Genomic DNA, 18,220 nt, shown 5'->3' with positions numbered 1-18,220 from the left:
ATGGTGCTGTTGAACGCCACCCTGGCGGTGAGCCTCTACGTGCGGGCCATCAACACTCACGGCGTTACCGCGGTGGCCATGCTGTTCGCCGTCATTCCCGCGGTGGCCGGAATGCTGTCGTGGATCATTCTGGACCAGCGTCCCGATGCGGGTATAGCGGTCGGACTGGTCCTGGGCGGGCTCGCATGCTGGATGAACACCCGAGCGTCCAGCCGATCTGCGACGAAAAGCACAGCCACCGCGGTAACGCCGCAGGTCGAGTTACAGTGCGCGCCACGCTGAGATCCCGTACAGACGGGCGCTGCCCATAAGTCCGTCTACCATCCGCTTCATCCGCCGCAGCCGATCTGTGACAATGCACGCTGCGGAATAGTCAACGGAGGCGCGGTGAAGTCTGACAGCGGGCGGTGTACCGGTTCACGGTGGGTAGCGGCGACGGTGGCGCTCGTTGCGTCCACAGCCGTCTTCGCTCGCCCCGCGGTGGCCAGTGCGGATGCGCAGTTGTGTGACCCGGCGGGCGTCGACGCGAATCAAATGTGCCACTTCGATGCGTCCGGCCCGCTTTCGGACATCAGCATGGTGTTTCCCGCCAACTATCCCGATGAGCAGGCGATGCTCGGCTATCTGACGAAGGTCAATGACGACTTCCTCAGCACCCGCGGGTCGTTGAGCACATTGAAATCGCCGACGGCGCTGAAGGTTACCGGCACCCGATACAACTCCGGTCCGCCAGCAACGGGTACGCAGTCGGTGGTTACCGAGGTCTACCAGAACCTGGGCGCAGCTCACCCGTTGATTTCGTACAAATCGTTCAACTACAACCTCGCCAATCAACAACCGATCAGCCTCGAGACGTTGTTCCGGCCGGGAACTCAACCGCTGCAGGAAATCTTGCCGATCGTGCAGAAGACCCTGGCCGATCGGTATCGGGCGACTGTGTCGATTCCGCCGGCCACCGGACTGCAGCCGGCGAGTTACCAGAGCTTCGCGATCACCAACGATGCGATTGTGTTTTTCTTCGATCAGAATGCGCTCCAACCGGCGATGGAGGCCACTCAGGTATCGGTGCCGCGCAACGCAATCGCGCCGATGATCAGTCCCGACATTGCGTAGCCGGACGATAGGTCTCTACCGCTGCGGATAGAAACCCCTCAGGTCCAACGGATTCAAGGCAACTCGACCTTGCTGGCCAGCCACCGGCCGTCCATGATCTCGGGTACAACGCTGCTATCGGTCGTGCCTAGCCGGCTCGCCGGCTCCGCAATTTCGGGCGTCCACCGATCGCCCGGACAGCCGCTGCTGCGGCTACGGTGATCTGTATGCCGTCGGCCAGCCGATCGTCCGCAGATCCAGTAAAGCGGCGCCCGAAGGACCGCAAGATCCAGATCGCCCGCGCCGCCACCGACGCATTCAGCGAGCTGGGCTACCACGCGGTCAGTATGGAAAACATCGCCGCGCGGGTCGGAATCTCCGCGGCCGCGCTCTACCGCCATTCACAGGGCAAATACGACCTCTTCCGCGAGGTCTTCTTGGCGTTGGGTCAACAACTGGTCGATGCCACGGCGTTCGCCGATGCGTTGCCCGCCGATGGTGATCCCGAGGAGCAACTCAGCGCACTCACCGGTGCGCTGATCGACGCCACGATCGTCAACCGCACCGCCGGTGGGCTGTATCGGTGGGAGGGCCGATACCTACGCGGCGACGATCAGCGCGCTCTGGCCGAACAGATGAAATTGATCAACCGGCGACTGCAGCGTCCGTTGATCAGACTCCGGCCAAAACTCACCTCGCGACAACGCTGGATCCTGTCGGCGGCCACATTGAGCGTCATCGGCAGTATCACCGATCATCGATCCCGTCTGGGTAATGCCGAGATCCGCGCGGCGCTTACCGACATCGCGAGCGCGGTGCTGCACGCCGACTTGCCAACCCAGCGTGGGCGCGGATCTGAACCGTCGCGAGCAGCGACCCTGACCAGCGCCGCCGGGACTTATGAACTGCTCCTGCACGAATCGATGCGCCTGTTCAACGAGCGCGGCTATCGCGAAACCGGTATGGAAGACATCGCCGCCGCGGTCGGCATACCCGTAGCCAGCATTTACCAATACTTTCCAGGGAAGGCCGCCATTTTGGCGGTCTACTATCGCCGCGCAGCCGACCAACTCTCCGGCGACCTGTCGAGCATCTTGGCCACTAACGCCGACCCGGAACAGGCGCTCGCACAACTCATCGAGGCATACGTCACGCGGTCATTCGCCAATCCCGAATTGGCGTGCGTCTATTACACCGAGCGTCACAATTTGCCCGACACAGATGCGGTGCTGCTGTACAACATTCAGCGCTCCACCGTCGAATCGTGGGCCAGTCTCGCGGTCGCTGCCAGGCCGGAACTCACCCTCGGTCGCGCGCGATACGCCATCCACGCCGCGTTCGCGCTGGCGGTGGACGTCGGGCGACTGGTCTACCCCGACACCAGTGCAGCCGCCAGTCTCACGGTGCGCCGGCTGATGGAAGTCACGGTGCTGGGACGACCGGCCGCAGCACCTCGCAATGCGGCTCGGGGCACCCGGCAACGACGCTGACAGAGTCACGAAGTATGGGACGCCCGAAGAATGGATCTCCACTTGCCGGCTGGCCATTTGCCTCGTCGGTGCATCGCGGCGACCCGAACGCCCCTTTCCACCATTGCATCTGCGTATCTGACTGCCGGTGGCTCAGGGGCCCGATAAGCCGTCGTACTACCGAATCGTTCGAACCGCTATTAACATAGGGGCGTCTAGTCTGCACACCGGGATGTGGTGGCGCCAGCACTGTGGCCCGGTGTCGAACCCGGCCGCGACCGCGCGAAAGGCATGCACATGCTCAGCAGGATTCGCACACTCCTGGAGTATCAATTGACCATTGCCGAACTGCTGGGCCTGGCGATCCTGCTGGGGACGCCGTACCTGATCGTCGGCGTGATCTGGTCGAGCACCCACACCCAACATCTGCACGATATGCACGGCGTCGATTTGGTGGTGTCATTTCTCGGGTCGATCGTGTCATGGCCGGTGCTGCTTTTCGCCAACGTCTGCATGACCTAGGGGGCCGCGATGATCAACCGCGGGCCGCTGATCGTCTTCGCAGCCGTGGTGTTGTTGGCCGGGGGCCTCTTCGCGCTGTACTTTCCGGTATTCATCGATGCGTACGACCAGTTCGGCTGGCAAGTCAAGTGCGGCAGCGGCTTCACGACCGACTTGACCCAGGCATCCAGCCCGGGTGCCACGACGGGCAATAACTATGTGGGCCAATGCAATAACGCTCTGATGGTCCGGCGGGTGTGGGCCATTCCCGCAGCGGCGCTCGGCGGACTGACGCTGACCTGGCAGGCGGTGGCGGCAGTCGCTCACGATTACCGGCGACCGGTGTCGACAGGGCGCAAGGTATCGCCGTCCCGGCGCCGCATGGCCTCCGAACAGCACGAAATGCCCTGCCGATAAGCAACCTTCGCTGCGGCCAACCGGCAACAGCCAATTCGGGGATCACCGTGTGCTCTCGTCGGGCAGGTCGCGCCGCGATTGGTGCAGTCCGGGCGCGTCCGGATCCTCGTTCTGGTGCTCGAGTTGTTCCTGCAGCTTGCGCTGCTCCTCGGTCGCTTTCCGCGCGTCCTCGGGTGCGGCTGGCGGGTCGAAGTTGACTTGCTGATCCACCGAGATCTCCTCTGACGTCTGTGATGCCTCTAGCCAGGGTCTCCCGAATCGCGGGCATCGAAACCCGACCGAACGTGTCGATGTCGATCGGCCTGCTCACAGGCGTGAAAGTTCTGCTGACGTCCCTCTTGTTGGGGGGGGGGCTCGTTCCAGAGCGCTGTTAGCCGAGGTGCGCGGACAGTAACCAGGCGCCTATCGACTTGCGGCCGTTGTCCTCATCGCGAATGTCGGCGCCGGCGAAGGCCTCGAAGCCCTCCAGGAAGTTCTCCGGCACGTTGGCGTGGATGCGGGCCGGCCGGATCTCGTCAATCACCCAGTATTTGGAGACCACATCGCGCAGCTCGTCTTCGGTGACCGCATTCACCGGGCCGTCCGTCGGCATTGCGCCGCGGTCGAAGACAAGCACGAAGTACGAGGCTCCCGGCGCGGCGGCCCGCACGATGGACTGCTGATATCCCTCGCGGAGCTCAACGGGCATCGAGTGGAAAAGGGTGCTGTCGACGATGGTTCCGAAGCGGCCGTCATAGCCGGTGAAGGCGCTGATATCCGCGACGTCGAAAGTGGCGGTGGTCAGGCCGCGCCGGGCGGCTTTCTCGGTTGCCAATGCGATGGCCGTGGGCGATTGGTCCAGGCCCACCGTGGTGAACCCGCGCTCGGCCAGGTATAGCGACACCGCCGCCTCGCCGCAACCGGCGTCGAGCACGTCGCCGTGGAACTTGCCGTCCTCGATGAGGGCCGCTATCTCTGGCTGCGGCTCGCCGATGCTCCATGGCGGCCGGTTGCCCTCGCCCATCTCGGGGGCCTCGCCCCGGTAGGCGGCTTCGAACATGTCTTGAGTTGGTTGGGACATGCCACCCTTTATATCAACCACGCTGATATGTGTCAACGAGGCTGATATAAACCGCGGCCGACCGCAATAGCGGTCGACGGCAGCATGGTGCCGAATGTTCAGCAGCGCCGGCAGTGCCCAGCCGGGGGCGTGGTGGATGCCTACTTCAGCGTCGCGGTCAGGTAGCCGGACGCGTCGCCGAACGAGGCCAGCTCGTCATTCGGCACTTCGAACCCGTGGGCGGCATAGGCCTGCTCGGTTGTCCGGATGTCGATCTGCCAACCATGGGCGGCAAGATATTCGGCGGCCGTATTGCGCTCGCCGGTGTAGAACAACTCGGCCAGATTGATTTTGGAGCCGATGCGCTGAGACCGTTCGGTCAGTTTCTGAGCCCAGTCCGAGGGGATTTTGCTCAGGTCCAAGTGCTCAGTCGCGATCCGGCTGCCAGGCGCCGACACCGCGGCGATGTTGTCGAACAAGCGATCTTGCGCTTCGGGCGGCAAGTAAACGAGCAGTCCCTCGGCGCTCCACGCGGTGGGCAGCACAGCATCGAAGCCGGCGTCTTTGAGGGCCGTTGGCCAGTCGTCGCGCAGGTCGATCGAGACCGTGCGGCGCTCGGCGCCGGGCGTGGCGCCCAAGTCGGCCAAAGTCCGCGTCTTGAATTCGATCACCTCGGGCTGGTCGATCTCGTACACGACGGTGCCCGCCGGCCAGGGCAACCGGTAGGCCCTGGTGTCCAACCCGGACGCCAGGATGACCGCTTGCTGAACGCCCGATTCGGTCGCTTGCACAAAGAAGTCGTCGAAGAACCGGGTGCGCACCGTGATCTGCTCCTTCACGGCTTGCCGGTTCAGCAGCGGATCGTCGCTGCTGTCGATCTGGTGGTCGAGCAGCTTGATGAAGGTATCGATGCCCACGGCACGGACGAGTGGGTCGGCCCAGGGGTCGTGGAGGAAAGCGTCGGGGGCCTTGGAGGCGACCGCCCGCTGGGCGGCGACTGCCGTCGCGGTGGCTCCGACGCTGGAGGCCAGATCCCAGGTGTCGTTCTCGGTACGGGCCACGCCCAAACTCCTATCCGCGGCTGCCGCGCAAGTGATTAGTTAGCTCATATAACTGACGCGCTCAACTGTACGCCTCTAGTGGGGAAGGGGGATTTCAGCGAGGTCAGCCGCCGCAGCCGAGGGCCGGGGAATGGATGGGCCGTACCAGGGTGTTCGCTGTAAGTATGGCTGACGAAATCGAGCTGAGCCCAACGGGTTGGGTGCGCGACCAGACCGAAGAGATTTTGAACCGGGGCACCACCGAGGGCGTCGGGGTTTTCGACCGGCCCATCGTGCTGCTGACCATCACCGGAGCGAAGTCGGGCAAGCAACGCTACGTGCCGCTGATGCGGGTCGAGAAGGACGGCCGGTACGTGATCGTCGCGTCGCACGGCGGCGCCCCGGAGCATCCGGTTTGGTACTTCAACCTCAAGGCGAATCCGACGGTGACGCTGCAGGACGGCGACAAGGTTGCCACCTTGACGGCTCGCGAACTCGACGGTGATGAGCGCGCGGAGTGGTGGCAGCGGGCTGTCGAAGCCTTCCCGCCCTACGCCGAATACCAGGCAAAGACAACGCGACAAATCCCTGTCTTCGTGCTGGAGTAACTGCTCCGCGTCCTGCGACTTAGCTGCCCGGGGCGGGTACCTAAAAAATTTGCATTCGATATGCGCTCGGCCCGTCCGGTTGATCGCTTGTGCCCGTCCGCATACTTTCGAACGCATAGGCCAGGCGTGCCCAGCCGGACAATGGCGTTCGAGAAATTTGTAATCGCTTGTGCTAAGCAGTTTTACGCGTTTTTCTGCGTACCGTGACCAGGTGGTTATCTCACGCCCACCGCCAATGACCAAGTCCGGGGAGGTTTAGTGCAACACGCGGAACAGCAAGGCCGTGACCCGGTCGTGGACGGCGCTGCGTCCCGAATTGACTGGATGCGCGCGGCGATCCAGTATGACTTGCCGGCCTCGTTGGTGGTTTTCCTGGTGGCACTTCCGTTGTCGCTCGGGATCGCGATCGCCTCGGACGCACCGGTTCTGGCCGGGCTGATCGCCGCGATAGTCGGGGGAGTCGTCGCCGGATGGATCGGCGGTTCACCGTTGCAGGTGAGCGGCCCGGCGGCGGGGCTTACCGTAGTCGTCGCTGAGCTGGTCTCCGAGTTTGGCTGGGCAATAACCTGTTTCATCACTGTGGTGGCAGGCATCCTGCAAGTCTTATTGGGATTCAGCCGGATAGCCCGGGCGGCCCTGGCAATTTCACCCGTCGTGGTGCACGCCATGCTGGCCGGCATCGGAATTACGATTGCCCTGCAGCAAGTGCACGTATTGCTGGGTGGGGCATCGAAAAGCTCGGCTTGGAGCAATGTCACCGGCCTGCCCGCACAGCTTCTCGGTGCGCACCGGCCAGGGCTTGTTCTGGGGCTACTGGTCATCGCCATTCTGGTTTCCTGGCGCTGGGTTCCGGCGCGAGTGGCCAAGATTCCCGGCCCGCTGGTTGCGATCGTCGTGGTCACGGCGATTTCAGTGATCTTCCCGTTCAACGTATCCCGGATCGTGCTGGAGGGCTCGGTCCTCGAGGCGGTGCGGTTGCCAGAACTGCCGCACGGGAATTGGGGAGCGGTCGCCGTCGCCGTGGTCACCGTCACATTGATCACCAGCGTCCAGAGCCTGCTGACCGCGGTCTCAATCGATCGCATGCACACCGGACCGCGAACCGACTTCAACCGCGAGCTGATTGGCCAAGGCGCGGCGAACATCGTGTCAGGTGCAGTCGGCGGCCTTCCCATCGCCGGCGTCATCGTGCGTAGCGCGGCCAATGTGAATGCCGGAGCCAAGACTCGCGCCTCGACGATCATGCACGGCATCTGGATTCTGCTGTTCGCCGTCCCATTCGCGGGACTGGTGGAAAAGATTCCCACCGCCGCACTTGCCGGACTTCTCATCGTCATCGGGGTTGAGCTGCTGAAGCCCGCGCACATCGAAACCGCTTTGCGCAACGGTGATCTCGTTGTCTACCTAGTGACGGTGGTCTGCGTCGTCTTCCTCAATCTACTGCATGGCGTCATGATCGGACTCGCGCTGGCCGTTGCCGTAACGGGATGGCGGGTGGTGCGGGCCCGGATCGAGGCCAAGCCCGTGGGTGACGGATGGCACGTCGTCGTCGAGGGCGCCTGCACCTTCCTGGCCTTACCCCGGTTGACCGGCGTCCTGGCATCCATTCCCGAACGCACTTCGGTCACCTTCCATCTGCTCACGAATTATCTCGATCATGCGGCGCACCAGGCGATTAGCGATTGGCAACGACGGCATTGCGCGACGGGCGGACAGGTGCATGTTCGGGAATCGCTCGATGCCAGTGAGTCTGATCGTCTGGCCAGCAGTGGGCTCGTGGAATCACTTCTGTCCACAGAGAAGTCGCCGAAGGCCAACCGCCGCAACGTCCACCTGAGACTGGTCGAGGAGTTATCCGCGTCAGGAACCAAGTAGGTCGGCGGCAACCTGTTCCAAGGCGGCCAGGTGCTCGTCGACATTGGCAAAGCCGGCCTTCATGGTGTTCACCGAAAGATGGGTGGCGCCGGCGGCTTTCCACGCATCGATGGTAGCGGCCAGCTTGCCACGGTCATCGGTCCAGCTGACCCGGCCTTCCATTCCAAGGCCCTTCGGGTCGCGGCCCGCCGCCTCGGCCGCTCGGTTCACCTGCTCGAGCGCGTAGTCCAGTCCGGGACCGGGCCCCACCATCGGAAACCAGCCGTCGCCTAGACGACCGGCACGTTCGTAGGCGCGATCGGAGGCAGCCCCGAACCACACCGGTATCGGCCGCTGGGTGGGCAGTGGGGCCAGGCCGGCCCCGGTCACCGTGTGGTACTTGCCATTGAAGGTGACCGACCGCTCGGTCCAGAGCTTGCGCATCACCTCGACCTGCTCCTCGGAGCGTTTGCCGCGGTTGCTGAACGACTCCCCGAGTGCCTCGTACTCAACGGCGTTCCAGCCCAAACCAATTCCAAATCTGAAGCGGCCCCCGGTGAGCACATCGACTTCGGCGGCCTGCTTGGCCGCCAAGACCGTCTGGCGTTGCGGCAAGATGATCACCCCGGTGACGAGTTCCAGTGACGTGACCGCGGCCAGGTAGCCGAACATGACGAACGGCTCATGAAAGGTCGAGTCGATGTCGTAGGGGCCCTGAAACCCTTGATGCACCGTCGGGTCGGCGCCGACGACGTGGTCGTAGGCGAGGATGTGGGTAAACCCCAGTTCCTCGACGCGCCGACCGTATGTGCGGAGGACGGCTGGGTCCGAGCCGAGTTCGGTTTGCGGGAAGACGACTCCAATGCGCATTGGGTGTGCAACCACGCCGCATCAGGTTTACTTCCCGCGAGCCAAAGAACGCGGCGCTGCAAACATTTGAGGGCGGTGTCGCCTCCTCACCTCTCGGCAAGTGGTCGCTCGAGGCGACGGTTCTGGTGTGGTACCCGGGGGGATGGTCGACACCGCCGCGCAAGTCAACCATGGGCGTTGGCGGGATATTCCACTCCGGGATAACAGCGTCCGTAACCGGCTTCCAGCATGATGTAGGCGTGACGGCGAAGAAGGGCAGCGGGGTGTTCAGGGTCGGCGACATGGAGCCGACATTCGACGAAGAGTTGGCCGCGCGCTACGCGATTCCCAAGCTCCCCGACGGCCCTGAACGAGCCCGGTTCCTGGCCGAACGAGCCGCCGACGTGCGCGTGCTGGTGACGTCAGGGTCGCCCGGTGTGGATGCCGATACCATCGCCGCGCTGCCGAACCTTGAGGTCATCGTCAACAACGGGGCCGGAGTGGATCTGATCGATCTAGGGGCGGCGAAACGCCGTGGTATCGGTGTGAGCAACACTCCTGATGTGTTGTCGGACACAGTCGCCGACACCGCGGTGGGGCTGATACTGATGACGCTGCGCCGGTTCGGTGCCGCCGATCGCTACGTGCGCGCCGGTCGATGGGCAAGCGACGGCTCGTTTCCTTACGCCAGGGATGTCAGTGGCCTGCAGGTCGGCATCTTGGGCCTCGGCCGTATCGGCTCGGCAATCGCGACCAGGCTGCTCGGATTTGACTGTGCTATCGCGTATCACAACCGCCACCGCATCGAGGGATCGGCGTTCCGCTATGCCGAGTCGCCGGTGCAGCTCGCCGAGTCGGTCGACGTGCTGGTCATCGCCACCACTGGCGACCGTCACACACACAAACTGGTCGATCGCGCCGTCCTGCAAGCCTTAGGCCCCGAGGGTTACCTCATCAACATCGCTCGGGGCAGCGTCGTCGACCAGGACGCGCTGGTGGAATTGCTGGCCGCCGGAGAACTGGCGGGGGCGGGGCTGGACGTCTTCACCGAAGAGCCGCAGGTACCGGCCGAGCTGTTGGACCTGGACAGCGTGGTGCTTCTCCCGCATATCGGTAGCGCCACGGCGCGGACCCGGCGGGCGATGGCGCTGCTCGCGATCCGCAACCTGGACAGCTACCTCGACATCGGAAAGCTCGTCACCCCCGTGCTGGCGCCCCGCTAAAACCTGTTGGGACGCATCTCATTGTCCTGACCTGGCGATTCCGGACGGCGATTGATCTGTGGCCCAAGCGATACTCACAGCAGGTTATTGCTGCAACGGCAACTGGGTATTCGGCATTCATGAGTGCACTACCGCCGGAGATCGCCACGCCGGTGCGGCTGACGCTGGCCGGTACAGCCCGCCCCGATACGGTGGCGGAGTGGCGTCGTGCCTTGCAACAGTGGCTGCGGCAAGAGGTGCACGCGCCGGAAGAAATTCGTGAGGACGTCGTTCTGGGAGTCAACGAAGCGCTGGCGAATTGTGTTGAGCACGCTTATCGCTCGCACCGCCAGGTCGGGGCCATGAAGCTCCAGGCCAGTTACGACCCCGAGGCTGAGGCGATCCGGGTCTGCGTCAGCGACCGGGGGAGTTGGCGAAAGCCCTCGTCCAGGCACTCGAACGACCCCCATGCGTCGCGCGGCATCATGCTGATGCATGGCCTCGCCGACCACTGCACAATCCATGCCCGCCCCAATGGCACTAGCGTCTACCTGGATTACGCGACCGACACAGGCCCCACCGGCCGCCAGCAAAGTTGACGCCTCGTTCGAGCCCCGGTTCAGGCGCCTGACCGCGCCGACGGCGTGAACTTGACCGGCATCTTTTCCAGGCCGCTGACGAAGTTTGCCGGGCGCAGCGGTAGCGGTTCCTGCGACGCCAACCGCATATCGGGAAGGCGCTTCAGCAATCGCTCGAGCATCATCGACAGCTCGAGGCGCGCCAATTGATTGCCCAGACAGAAGTGGGTTCCGAACCCGAACGCCAGATGGTTGTTCGGGTGTCGGTCAATTCGGAAGCTCTCCGGATCGCCGAACACCGCTTCGTCGAAATTCGCCGATTCGAAAAGCAGGATGATCTTTTCGCCCTCTTTGAGCTGGGCGCCGTGGAATTCGAGGTCGGAGGTCAGGGTGCGGGCCATGTTCTTGACCGGGGCGGTCCAGCGCAGCATTTCTTCGATCGCACCGGGTAGTAGAGACACGTCGTTGACCAGTTGCTGATGCTGCTGGGGGTGACGCAGGATCTGCGCGGTGCCGCCGGACAGCGTGTGTCTGGTGGTTTCGTCGCCGCCGATGAGCAGCAACAGCACCTCGGTGACGATCTCGTGGTCGGCCAGCTGCTCGCCGTCCACCTCCGAGTGCACCAGCACGCTGACCAGATCGTCGGTGGGCTCGGCCTTGCGCGCGGCGATCATGCCGGTCATGTATTCGGTGTAGGCGGCGAACGCGTCCACCGAAACCTGGAAATCCTCCTGTGCGGTCGTGCTGCTGAGCAAGGTCACCATGTCGTCGGACCAGCGCAAAAACATCTGGCGTTCCTCTGGGAGCACCCCGAGCATGTCGCCGATCACGGCCATCGGGAGCGGGGCGGCGAGGTCCCAGACGAAGTCGCATTCGCCCCGTTCACACACGTTGTCTATCAGCGCATCGCACAGCGCGCCGATGGAGTGCTCCCTGTCCTTGACGCGTTTGCGGGTGAAACCCGCGTTGACGAGCTTGCGCCGCAGCAGATGCGCCGGGTCGTCCATCGCGATCATCATCGGCGGCGCATCCTGGTCCGGCCGGATGCCGCCGGCGTTGGAAAACAGTTCCGGCGCCCGCTCGGCGTCGATCACCGCCTGATAAGTCGCCGCGGCCGCGAGCCCGTTGCGGTCCCTGAAGACCGGCTCGTTCTCGCGCATCCACCGGTAGACCGATCGCGAGTCGCCCGCATAAAAGGCGCCGTCGGTCAGATCAATGTCCGGCCTTAGCTGGTTGCGCGTATCGATGGTGCTTGGCACGGCTCCCCCTTCTCCCCGCGGGCAATGACTTACCGTGGACCTTACAGTAGGAGCTGTGGTAGGGATCTCACCCTCACGTCGCGTCGGTACTTCGTGAATTTCACCGAGGTGATGGCTCCGGCGACCCAGGTGGGTGCGCGCGAACTCGATGAGATCGCCAAGCGCTGGAGCCAGCTCAGCCGCGATCGCGGGGCCGAGCACGCCGCATTAGGTCACGAGTTCATGCTGTACCTGCTACGTAACCCCGAGGCGCGGGAACGCGTGGCCGCTAAGAGATCAGAGGCCGTCGAGGCACTGGCAAAGTTCATCGTGGCGGGCATCGACCGGCTCGGGGGGACGTTGCTGATTCCCGCGTCGACGTTCGCCCATGTCCTCGTCGCCACCAGCGACTCGGTCGTGTTGAGCAGTCAACTCGATGATGTGGACCTTTTCCGCCCGATCGTCGAGATGTATGTGTCAGTGATCAAACTGCCCTGACCGCGTCGATCCGAAAAGCGCCGTGGCGCAACGTGTCAGACGCCTGCGGCAACCTCCAATTCCTTCAGGGAAGCCTCCAGGTGTCCGAGCATCCGCTGCAGATGCGGGACGCTGCGGCGACAGCCGACCAGACCGAAGTCGAGGTTGTCGGCGTTGTTGGTCACGGTGATGTTGACCGCCTGGCCGTCGAGCGGGATCGACAGCGGATAGTTTCCGTCCAATCGTGCGCCGCGCCAATACAGTTGGTCCGAGTTACCGGTCGACACGTTCGAAATGACGATGTTGAAGGGTGGTGAGGCCGCGGACAGGTAACCGGGGATCAACCCGAAGAACAGTCCGCCAATGTTCAAGGCGGACAAGGCGAGTTGCTGAACCGGAGGCAGCTGCCAAAACACCTCTTTGGTGTCTTGGATCGATGCGGTGATGGTCTCGAGCCGCTTGGCCGGGTCGTCGAGGTTGGTCGCCAGGTTGCACAGGAACGTCCCGACGTTGTTCCCGCCGCGGTCATCGTCGTCCTTGCGCAGGTTCACCGGGACCATAGCGGTCAAAGGTGCGTCTGGAAGGGCGTTCTGATCGAGGAGATAGGCGCGCAGCGCCCCGGCGGACATGGCGAGCACGACGTCGTTGACCGTGGTACCGGTGGCCGCCTTGACCGCTTTGAAGCGCTCCAGCGCGTAGGACTGGGCAGCTACCCGCCGGGCACCGCCGATCCGGACATTGAACATCGAGCGAGGCGCCCGGAATGGCAGGGTCAGTTGTTGTTCGAGTAACGCCGCACGCGCGAGCTTGAGCGTGGACGGTGCCAAGGCGAGCGCCGACCCCGCGGTGCGGCCGAGCCGGTCAAAAAGGGACGGTTGCTGTCGCCGCCCGCTGTGCTTCCGCGGACCCAGGCTCCACGGCACCCGCACCTCGTCGTCGTCGGGATCGGACGTGAAGGCGCGCTGCACCAGGCGTAGTGCCGAGACACCGTCCATCAGGGAGTGGTGGTACTTCGTGTAGACCGCGTATCGCCCGTCTTGCAGGCCTTCGACGAGATGCGCTTCCCACAGCGGGCGGTGACGGTCGAGCAGGCTGCCGTGCAGCCGGGAGGCCAACTCGAGCAAGTCGCGGACGCGACCGGGTTCGGGAAGCGCTGAGCGTCGAAGGTGGTAGTCCAGTTCGACTTCCTTGTCGAAGGACCATGCGACATTGGTGACGCCGCCGAAGAAGGCGGGACGCTTGCTGAAGGCCGGCTGCACGTCCGTGCACTCGAGCATGGCCTGATAGGACTCGCGGACGAAATGCGGGCCGGCGTCTTCGGGGGGCTCGAAGAGCTGCAGTGAGCCTACGTGCATCGGATGTTCGCGTGACTCGCCGATGAGGAACAACGCGTCCGTCGGTGATATCGGTTCCATAGCCGTTCCATTCCCTCCGCTGTGCGTCCATGCAGCACATGCCTACTTCGTATTAGCCGCAGCGAGCGATTGCTAATCGCGAATGACGTCCGGAACAGGGACCGGCCGGTCCGAGCGTCTGCGTTCGCGATCGTTCGGGTATTGACGGTCGGACCCTGTGGGCGAGCGGCCCCTTCGGCCATCACGCTTGAGTGACGCACCGCCACAACGTTATTCGCGATGCGCCGCGAGGATCCCCACCCGTCCGGCATCGGCTTCTCGCCTCAGCACCGTGGTAGTCAGATCGAACTTCACGCCTGAAATCGTCTCGTTCACCGACGGGTTGCCGGTCCACCACGTGATGCGGCACCGGCGTCGGCTAATCCTCCAGCCGGCGGGCGTGCGTATCCAGGCATCGTCATACCAGCCGGTGCCGTCCCAGAGCGAGTCGCGCCGGCAGCGCCTAGTGGCCGGTCGCCTGGAAAATGACCCGCCGCGCGATCTGGACCGCGTGGTCGGCGAAGCGTTCGTAAAAGCGTCCCAACAGAGTTGCATCGACCGCGGCCGCTACGCCCTGCGTCCAGCCGGGATCCATCAGCACCGCCAGCAGCTGGCGGTGCAACTCGTCCATCGCGTCGTCGTCGCGGCGAATTTGCGCCGCCCGGCACGAGTCTTGCGCTACCAGCACCTCGCGCGCCCCGATCGCCAACGCTTCGGCCGCATCGCCCATGGCGGCGACGTATGGAAGGACGTCAGGAGGAATTGCGAGGTTGGGGTGGCGGCGGCGGGCGATCTCGGCCACGTGCGCCGCCAGTTCGACCATCCGCCGGGCATCCGCGGCGATCCGGATGGCGCTGACGACGGCGCGCAAGTCCGTGGCCACCGGCGCCTGCAACGCCAACAACGCGAACGCGGTCTCCTCGACGTGAGCGTCGAGCGCGACGATGCTCTGCTGGCGGGCGATGACGCATTCGGCCATCGCCAGGTCGGCTTCCAGGAGTGCCTCGCTGGCATGCTTGATCGCCTCGGCGGCCATCGCGCACATGTCTGCGAGCTGCTGCGTCAGCATGTCCAGCTGCTGGTGGAATCCGGACCTCACCTGCTACGGATAACCCGCGGCCGCCAAACGAATCCTCCAGGACGGCGGAAATCGGCCCGGACTTGCCGGCTATCTGACGTCGTCGGCGAGCGCGCGTGCCTGCTGCTCGGTTTCGACCGCGGGCCCGGAGCCGGGTAACGGCTTGCGGGCGACTTCCGGGGTGAACAGCAACGTGATGGCTCCCACCACGCCGGCGAAGATCAACATGTAGGCCGGCACCATCACGTTTCCGGTGCCGGAGACCAGCGCTTGGGCGATCAGTGGGGTGATACCGCCGACGAGGGAAATCGAGGTGTTGTACGAGATGGCCAGGGCCGCGTAGCGCACATTGGTTGGAAACAGCGCCGGCAGCATGGCCGGCCCGGTGCTGTCGAAGCACAGTTCCATCAGGCCGATCAGCAGCACCCCGATGAAGATCACCGGGTACACACCGCCGAAGCGGATGAGCAAGAAAGCCGGGACGGACGCCCCGATCAGCAGCCCGCAGCCCGTCCACATGATGGGTTTGACGCCGATGCGGTCGGACAAGCTGGCGACGAGCACCACCGTGACCATCAGGATCGCCAACGTCGACACGATCATCACCAGTCCGGCGGTGCGCCCGACGCGCACGAAGAGCCTGAGATAGGTCGGCAGATATCCGGTGAGCATGAAGTCGGCGACCTGGGACGTCAGCACCAGCGCCGCGCAGATCAGCATCGGGCGCCATTGACCCGCGACCGTGCGCACAATCTGCCGCGGGCGCTGGTCGTTCGACGCGGACGCGGCGTCGCTCGCGCTTTGGTAGGCCGAGGACTCTTTGAGCCGAAGCCGCAAGTACAGGGCGACCAGGCCGAAGGGAAAACCCAGCAAAAGCGGAATCCGCCAGCCATAGGTCAGCATGTCGTCGTCCGGCAACCAGGTCTGCAGGCCGGTCACCAGCAACCCGGCCAGGACGAATCCGACCAGGTTTCCCATCGGCAAAAACCCGACCATCATGCCGCGTTTGTGGTCGGGGGCCTGCTCGACGAGATAGGTCATGGCGCCGACGTACTCACCGCCGGTCGACAGCCCCTGGAATATCCGTGCGATCACGAGCAGTATCGGCGCCCAGATGCCGATGGCGCTGTAGGTGGGCAGTAGCCCGGTCATGGTGGTGCTCACCGTCATCATCAAGATGGTGACCACCAGCACCCGGTGTCGCCCGATGCGGTCGCCCAGCGGGCCGAAAATGAAACCGCCGAGCGGGCGCACCACGAAAGCCGCCGCCAGCGTGCCGAAGGTCGCGATCAGGTGGACGCCGCTGACGCTCTTGCCCGGATAGAACACCTGGGCGAGCGTGGTGGCGATATAGCCGTAGACCCCGAAGTCGTACCACTCCATGAAGTTGCCGATTGCGGTGCCCAAGATGGTTTGCCGCATCGCCGGATCGGCGACCCTGATGTCTTTACGTGCCCATTTCCTCCGGCGGCGTCCAATACCCATCGAATGATGGCTTACCCCAAACTTTCCGGCGGCGAACCAGCGGGGTCGGGTAACCGCGCCTTTCGTGCGGCTACCCCCAGGCCGCCGCGATGATGCCGCCAAGTGGTGGGCGAAGGTGGTCGTGTGGTGAAACTGCGAGCTAAACCTGGCTAGTCGGCGTCGGCAGCGACGCCAGCAAGGCATCGCAGACGCTGGATTGGTTATTCGCGTCACGTTCGGTCAGTGACTGCGGTGGGTCATTGGCCTTTCAGGCTTCCGATGCGCAACGAGAAGTCGGTGGGTTTGGACTGCTGCGGCGTGTTCTCGAACTGCTCGACGTAGCGGCGGGGGTCACGATCGGCGATCGGCAAGCCCTCGGTGGTGGGGTGCTCGGCCATGAACTCGCTGTATTGACGCCCGAGCGCTTCACGAAGCCCGATAGGGGCGTTACGGCGAAAGTCCGACAGCCCTTCTCGTTCCTCTTCGGCCATGTGATCGTCGTTGGCCTCCCGGGTGCGTCCGACCGCGGCCCACCACTGGTCGCTGCCGATTCGCGCGGCGTTGGCATCCCGCACGCCGTCGCGGATGTCGTTGTGATCACCGATGGCGTCGAGGGTCTCGCCTTCGGCGTCGTCCCCGCCGCGTTTCAGCAACTGCGGATAGAAGATCTTTTCCTCGATGTAGGCGTGGACGTCCAGCTTGTCGGCGAGCGGACGCCATACCCGCTTGAGCGCTGCCTGGTCGTCGGGACGCTGCGCCTGCAGCTCGTCCAGCCGGGCGAACTGTTCGCGGAACCACTCGTGGTCGGCAAGAATCAACATGGTGATGTCAGCCATCGGAGAGTCCCACCTCTTTGAACGCCGCTCAGCCGGACGTATCCGGTTTACCAGCTGAGGTAACAACCTGAGGCGGGATCCGTCAACCGGGTTCATCGCCTGGTTTGCCGCCACGCCGGGTTGCTCTGCACGACAACAGATTCACGAATTTGACGCTCGCGTAAGTGATTCGGTGATCATGCGGTGCCGGTGACACCGACGATGCCGCGTTTTGCCGGCGCTACGGTGCTGAACCGGAACTCGCTGGACGGGCGCGGTTATCCGGGCGGATACACTGGGGCCCGAGTCAGGCGATCAGCCCTGGTCGCGCCCGTTAACCAATAAGAATCAGTCAGAGGTTGTGCCTTGTCCGAAAAACCCGGTGATGCCGTCAGCTTGGAACCGCATTTCGACGACGTGCAAGCGCACTACGACCTGTCCGACGAGTTCTTCGCGCTGTTCCTAGACCCGACGCGGACCTATAGCTGCGCCTATTTCGAGCGCGACGATATGACGCTGGAAGAGGCGCAGATCGCCAAGGTCGACCTCTCGCTGGGCAAGCTCGGACTGCAACCGGGCATGACGCTCCTCGACATCGGGTGCGGGTGGGGAACCACCATCGTCCGCGCGCTCGAGCAGTACGACGTCAACGTGGTGGGCCTGACGCTGAGCCGCAACCAGCAGGCGCATGTGCAGCGCCGCCTGGACAGCCATCCCTCGGCGCGGTCCAAGCGGGTGCTGCTGCGCGGCTGGGAGCAGTTTGATGAGAAGGTCGACCGCATCGTGTCGATCGGTGCGTTCGAACACTTCGGACGCGACCGCTACGCCGAGTTCTTCAAAACGGCCTATGAGGCTCTCCCGGCCGACGGCGTCATGATGCTGCACACCATCATCAAGCCCAGCGACGAAGAGTTCGCCGAGCGTGGGCTGCCCATCACCATGACCAAGCTGCGGTTCATGAAGTTCATCATGGACGAGATTTTCCCGGGCGGAGACCTGCCACAGGCCAAGGGCGTCGTGGAACATGCCGAGCGCGCCCGACCAGGTGTCAAGCGTGCGGGCATAGTGCAGCCGCAGCGGCTGGATCAGCTTCACACCGAAGCCG

19 protein-coding genes and 1 pseudogene are annotated in these 18,220 nt (G+C 64.0%); 11 read left to right on the top strand and 9 right to left on the bottom strand.

Annotated elements, in window-relative coordinates:
• From A5625_RS16030 to A5625_RS16010, 5 genes are all read left to right on the top strand, one after another.
• The coding region (locus A5625_RS16030; protein ID WP_066995644.1) for an EamA family transporter at positions 1 to 282 on the top strand (282 nt) is incomplete at its 5' end.
• 105 nt (positions 283 to 387) lie between these two features.
• Positions 388 to 1,113 (top strand): esterase, encoded by a 726-nt coding sequence (locus A5625_RS16025; protein WP_066995641.1) that lies wholly within the window; start codon positions 388 to 390, stop codon positions 1,111 to 1,113.
• Positions 1,114 to 1,319: 206 nt separating this feature from the next.
• The gene (locus tag A5625_RS16020; RefSeq protein WP_066995638.1) at positions 1,320 to 2,582 is read left to right on the top strand and encodes a TetR/AcrR family transcriptional regulator; all 1,263 of its coding nucleotides are present in this window, start codon (positions 1,320 to 1,322) and stop codon (positions 2,580 to 2,582) included.
• Positions 2,583 to 2,858: 276 nt separating this feature from the next.
• A complete protein-coding gene (locus A5625_RS16015) occupies positions 2,859 to 3,083 on the top strand; it encodes a hypothetical protein (RefSeq protein ID WP_066995650.1) in 225 nt (74 codons plus the stop codon).
• Positions 3,084 to 3,092: 9 nt separating this feature from the next.
• Positions 3,093 to 3,479 carry a hypothetical protein gene (locus A5625_RS16010; protein ID WP_066995636.1) on the top strand — a complete coding sequence of 129 codons (387 nt, stop codon included), beginning with the start codon at positions 3,093 to 3,095 and terminating at the stop codon, positions 3,477 to 3,479.
• A gap of 42 nt (positions 3,480 to 3,521) precedes the next feature.
• On the opposite strand, the gene A5625_RS29655 is transcribed toward A5625_RS16010, so the two are convergent.
• The 3 genes from A5625_RS29655 to A5625_RS16000 all read right to left on the bottom strand — a co-directional run bounded on the left by A5625_RS29655 (position 3,522) and on the right by A5625_RS16000 (position 5,579).
• Positions 3,522 to 3,689, bottom strand: coding sequence for a hypothetical protein (locus tag A5625_RS29655; protein WP_197516123.1), 168 nt, complete (start codon positions 3,687 to 3,689; stop codon positions 3,522 to 3,524).
• Positions 3,690 to 3,849: 160 nt separating this feature from the next.
• Complete coding sequence (locus A5625_RS16005) at positions 3,850 to 4,539, bottom strand: class I SAM-dependent methyltransferase (RefSeq protein ID WP_066995633.1); 690 nt, start codon at positions 4,537 to 4,539, stop codon at positions 3,850 to 3,852.
• Positions 4,540 to 4,679: 140 nt separating this feature from the next.
• On the bottom strand, positions 4,680 to 5,579 hold the full coding sequence (locus tag A5625_RS16000) for a class I SAM-dependent methyltransferase (protein WP_066995630.1): 900 nt from the start codon (positions 5,577 to 5,579) through the stop codon (positions 4,680 to 4,682).
• A gap of 164 nt (positions 5,580 to 5,743) precedes the next feature.
• Here A5625_RS16000 and A5625_RS15995 point away from each other — a divergent pair, with 164 nt between their 5' ends.
• A complete protein-coding gene (locus tag A5625_RS15995) occupies positions 5,744 to 6,166 on the top strand; it encodes a nitroreductase family deazaflavin-dependent oxidoreductase (protein ID WP_066995628.1) in 423 nt (140 codons plus the stop codon).
• A 324-nt stretch (positions 6,167 to 6,490) separates the two neighbouring features.
• Positions 6,491 to 8,041: a SulP family inorganic anion transporter gene (locus A5625_RS15990; protein ID WP_066995624.1), complete on the top strand. Its 1,551-nt coding sequence runs from the start codon at positions 6,491 to 6,493 to the stop codon at positions 8,039 to 8,041.
• Here A5625_RS15990 and A5625_RS15985 read toward each other — a convergent pair.
• Positions 8,027 to 8,890: an LLM class F420-dependent oxidoreductase gene (locus tag A5625_RS15985; protein ID WP_066995621.1), complete on the bottom strand. Its 864-nt coding sequence runs from the start codon at positions 8,888 to 8,890 to the stop codon at positions 8,027 to 8,029. The two genes, A5625_RS15990 and A5625_RS15985, sit on opposite strands and share 15 nt — an antisense overlap.
• A gap of 281 nt (positions 8,891 to 9,171) precedes the next feature.
• Between A5625_RS15985 and A5625_RS15980 the strand changes: the two genes are divergently transcribed.
• Together A5625_RS15980 and A5625_RS15975 are read left to right on the top strand one after the other, a co-directional pair.
• Positions 9,172 to 10,092, top strand: coding sequence for a 2-hydroxyacid dehydrogenase (locus A5625_RS15980; RefSeq protein ID WP_369830019.1), 921 nt, complete (start codon positions 9,172 to 9,174; stop codon positions 10,090 to 10,092).
• Between the two features lie 152 nt (positions 10,093 to 10,244).
• Positions 10,245 to 10,670: an ATP-binding protein gene (locus A5625_RS15975; protein ID WP_082984423.1), complete on the top strand. Its 426-nt coding sequence runs from the start codon at positions 10,245 to 10,247 to the stop codon at positions 10,668 to 10,670.
• Between the two features lie 20 nt (positions 10,671 to 10,690).
• Here the strand turns inward: A5625_RS15975 and A5625_RS15970 are convergent, their stop codons facing one another.
• Positions 10,691 to 11,908, bottom strand: a complete 1,218-nt coding sequence (locus tag A5625_RS15970) for a cytochrome P450 (RefSeq protein WP_066995614.1) — start codon at positions 11,906 to 11,908, stop codon at positions 10,691 to 10,693.
• An 81-nt stretch (positions 11,909 to 11,989) separates the two neighbouring features.
• Here A5625_RS15970 and A5625_RS15965 point away from each other — a divergent pair.
• Positions 11,990 to 12,385, top strand: a pseudogene (locus A5625_RS15965) (TetR/AcrR family transcriptional regulator); the annotation flags it as partial.
• A 35-nt stretch (positions 12,386 to 12,420) separates the two neighbouring features.
• On the opposite strand, the gene A5625_RS15960 reads toward A5625_RS15965, so the two are convergent.
• From A5625_RS15960 to A5625_RS15945, 4 genes are all read right to left on the bottom strand, one after another.
• Positions 12,421 to 13,779, bottom strand: a complete 1,359-nt coding sequence (locus A5625_RS15960; RefSeq protein WP_066995611.1) for a wax ester/triacylglycerol synthase family O-acyltransferase — start codon at positions 13,777 to 13,779, stop codon at positions 12,421 to 12,423.
• 442 nt (positions 13,780 to 14,221) lie between these two features.
• Entirely contained in the window at positions 14,222 to 14,857 is a 636-nt protein-coding gene (gene phoU / locus A5625_RS15955) for a phosphate signaling complex protein PhoU (protein ID WP_066995608.1), read from the bottom strand.
• Between the two features lie 69 nt (positions 14,858 to 14,926).
• Entirely contained in the window at positions 14,927 to 16,258 is a 1,332-nt protein-coding gene (locus A5625_RS15950; protein ID WP_066995606.1) for an MFS transporter, read from the bottom strand.
• 299 nt (positions 16,259 to 16,557) lie between these two features.
• Positions 16,558 to 17,136, bottom strand: coding sequence for a hemerythrin domain-containing protein (locus tag A5625_RS15945; RefSeq protein ID WP_066995604.1), 579 nt, complete (start codon positions 17,134 to 17,136; stop codon positions 16,558 to 16,560).
• Positions 17,137 to 17,481: 345 nt separating this feature from the next.
• Here A5625_RS15945 and A5625_RS15940 point away from each other — a divergent pair.
• Positions 17,482 to 18,220: class I SAM-dependent methyltransferase (locus A5625_RS15940; protein WP_066995602.1), on the top strand; the 739-nt coding region annotated here is incomplete at its 3' end.

Source organism: Mycobacterium sp. 1465703.0, assembly GCF_001672975.1.
GTDB lineage: Bacteria > Actinomycetota > Actinomycetes > Mycobacteriales > Mycobacteriaceae > Mycobacterium.
The sequence above is the reverse complement of the archived record's forward strand: the minus strand, read 5'-3'. Positions and strand labels throughout refer to the sequence as shown.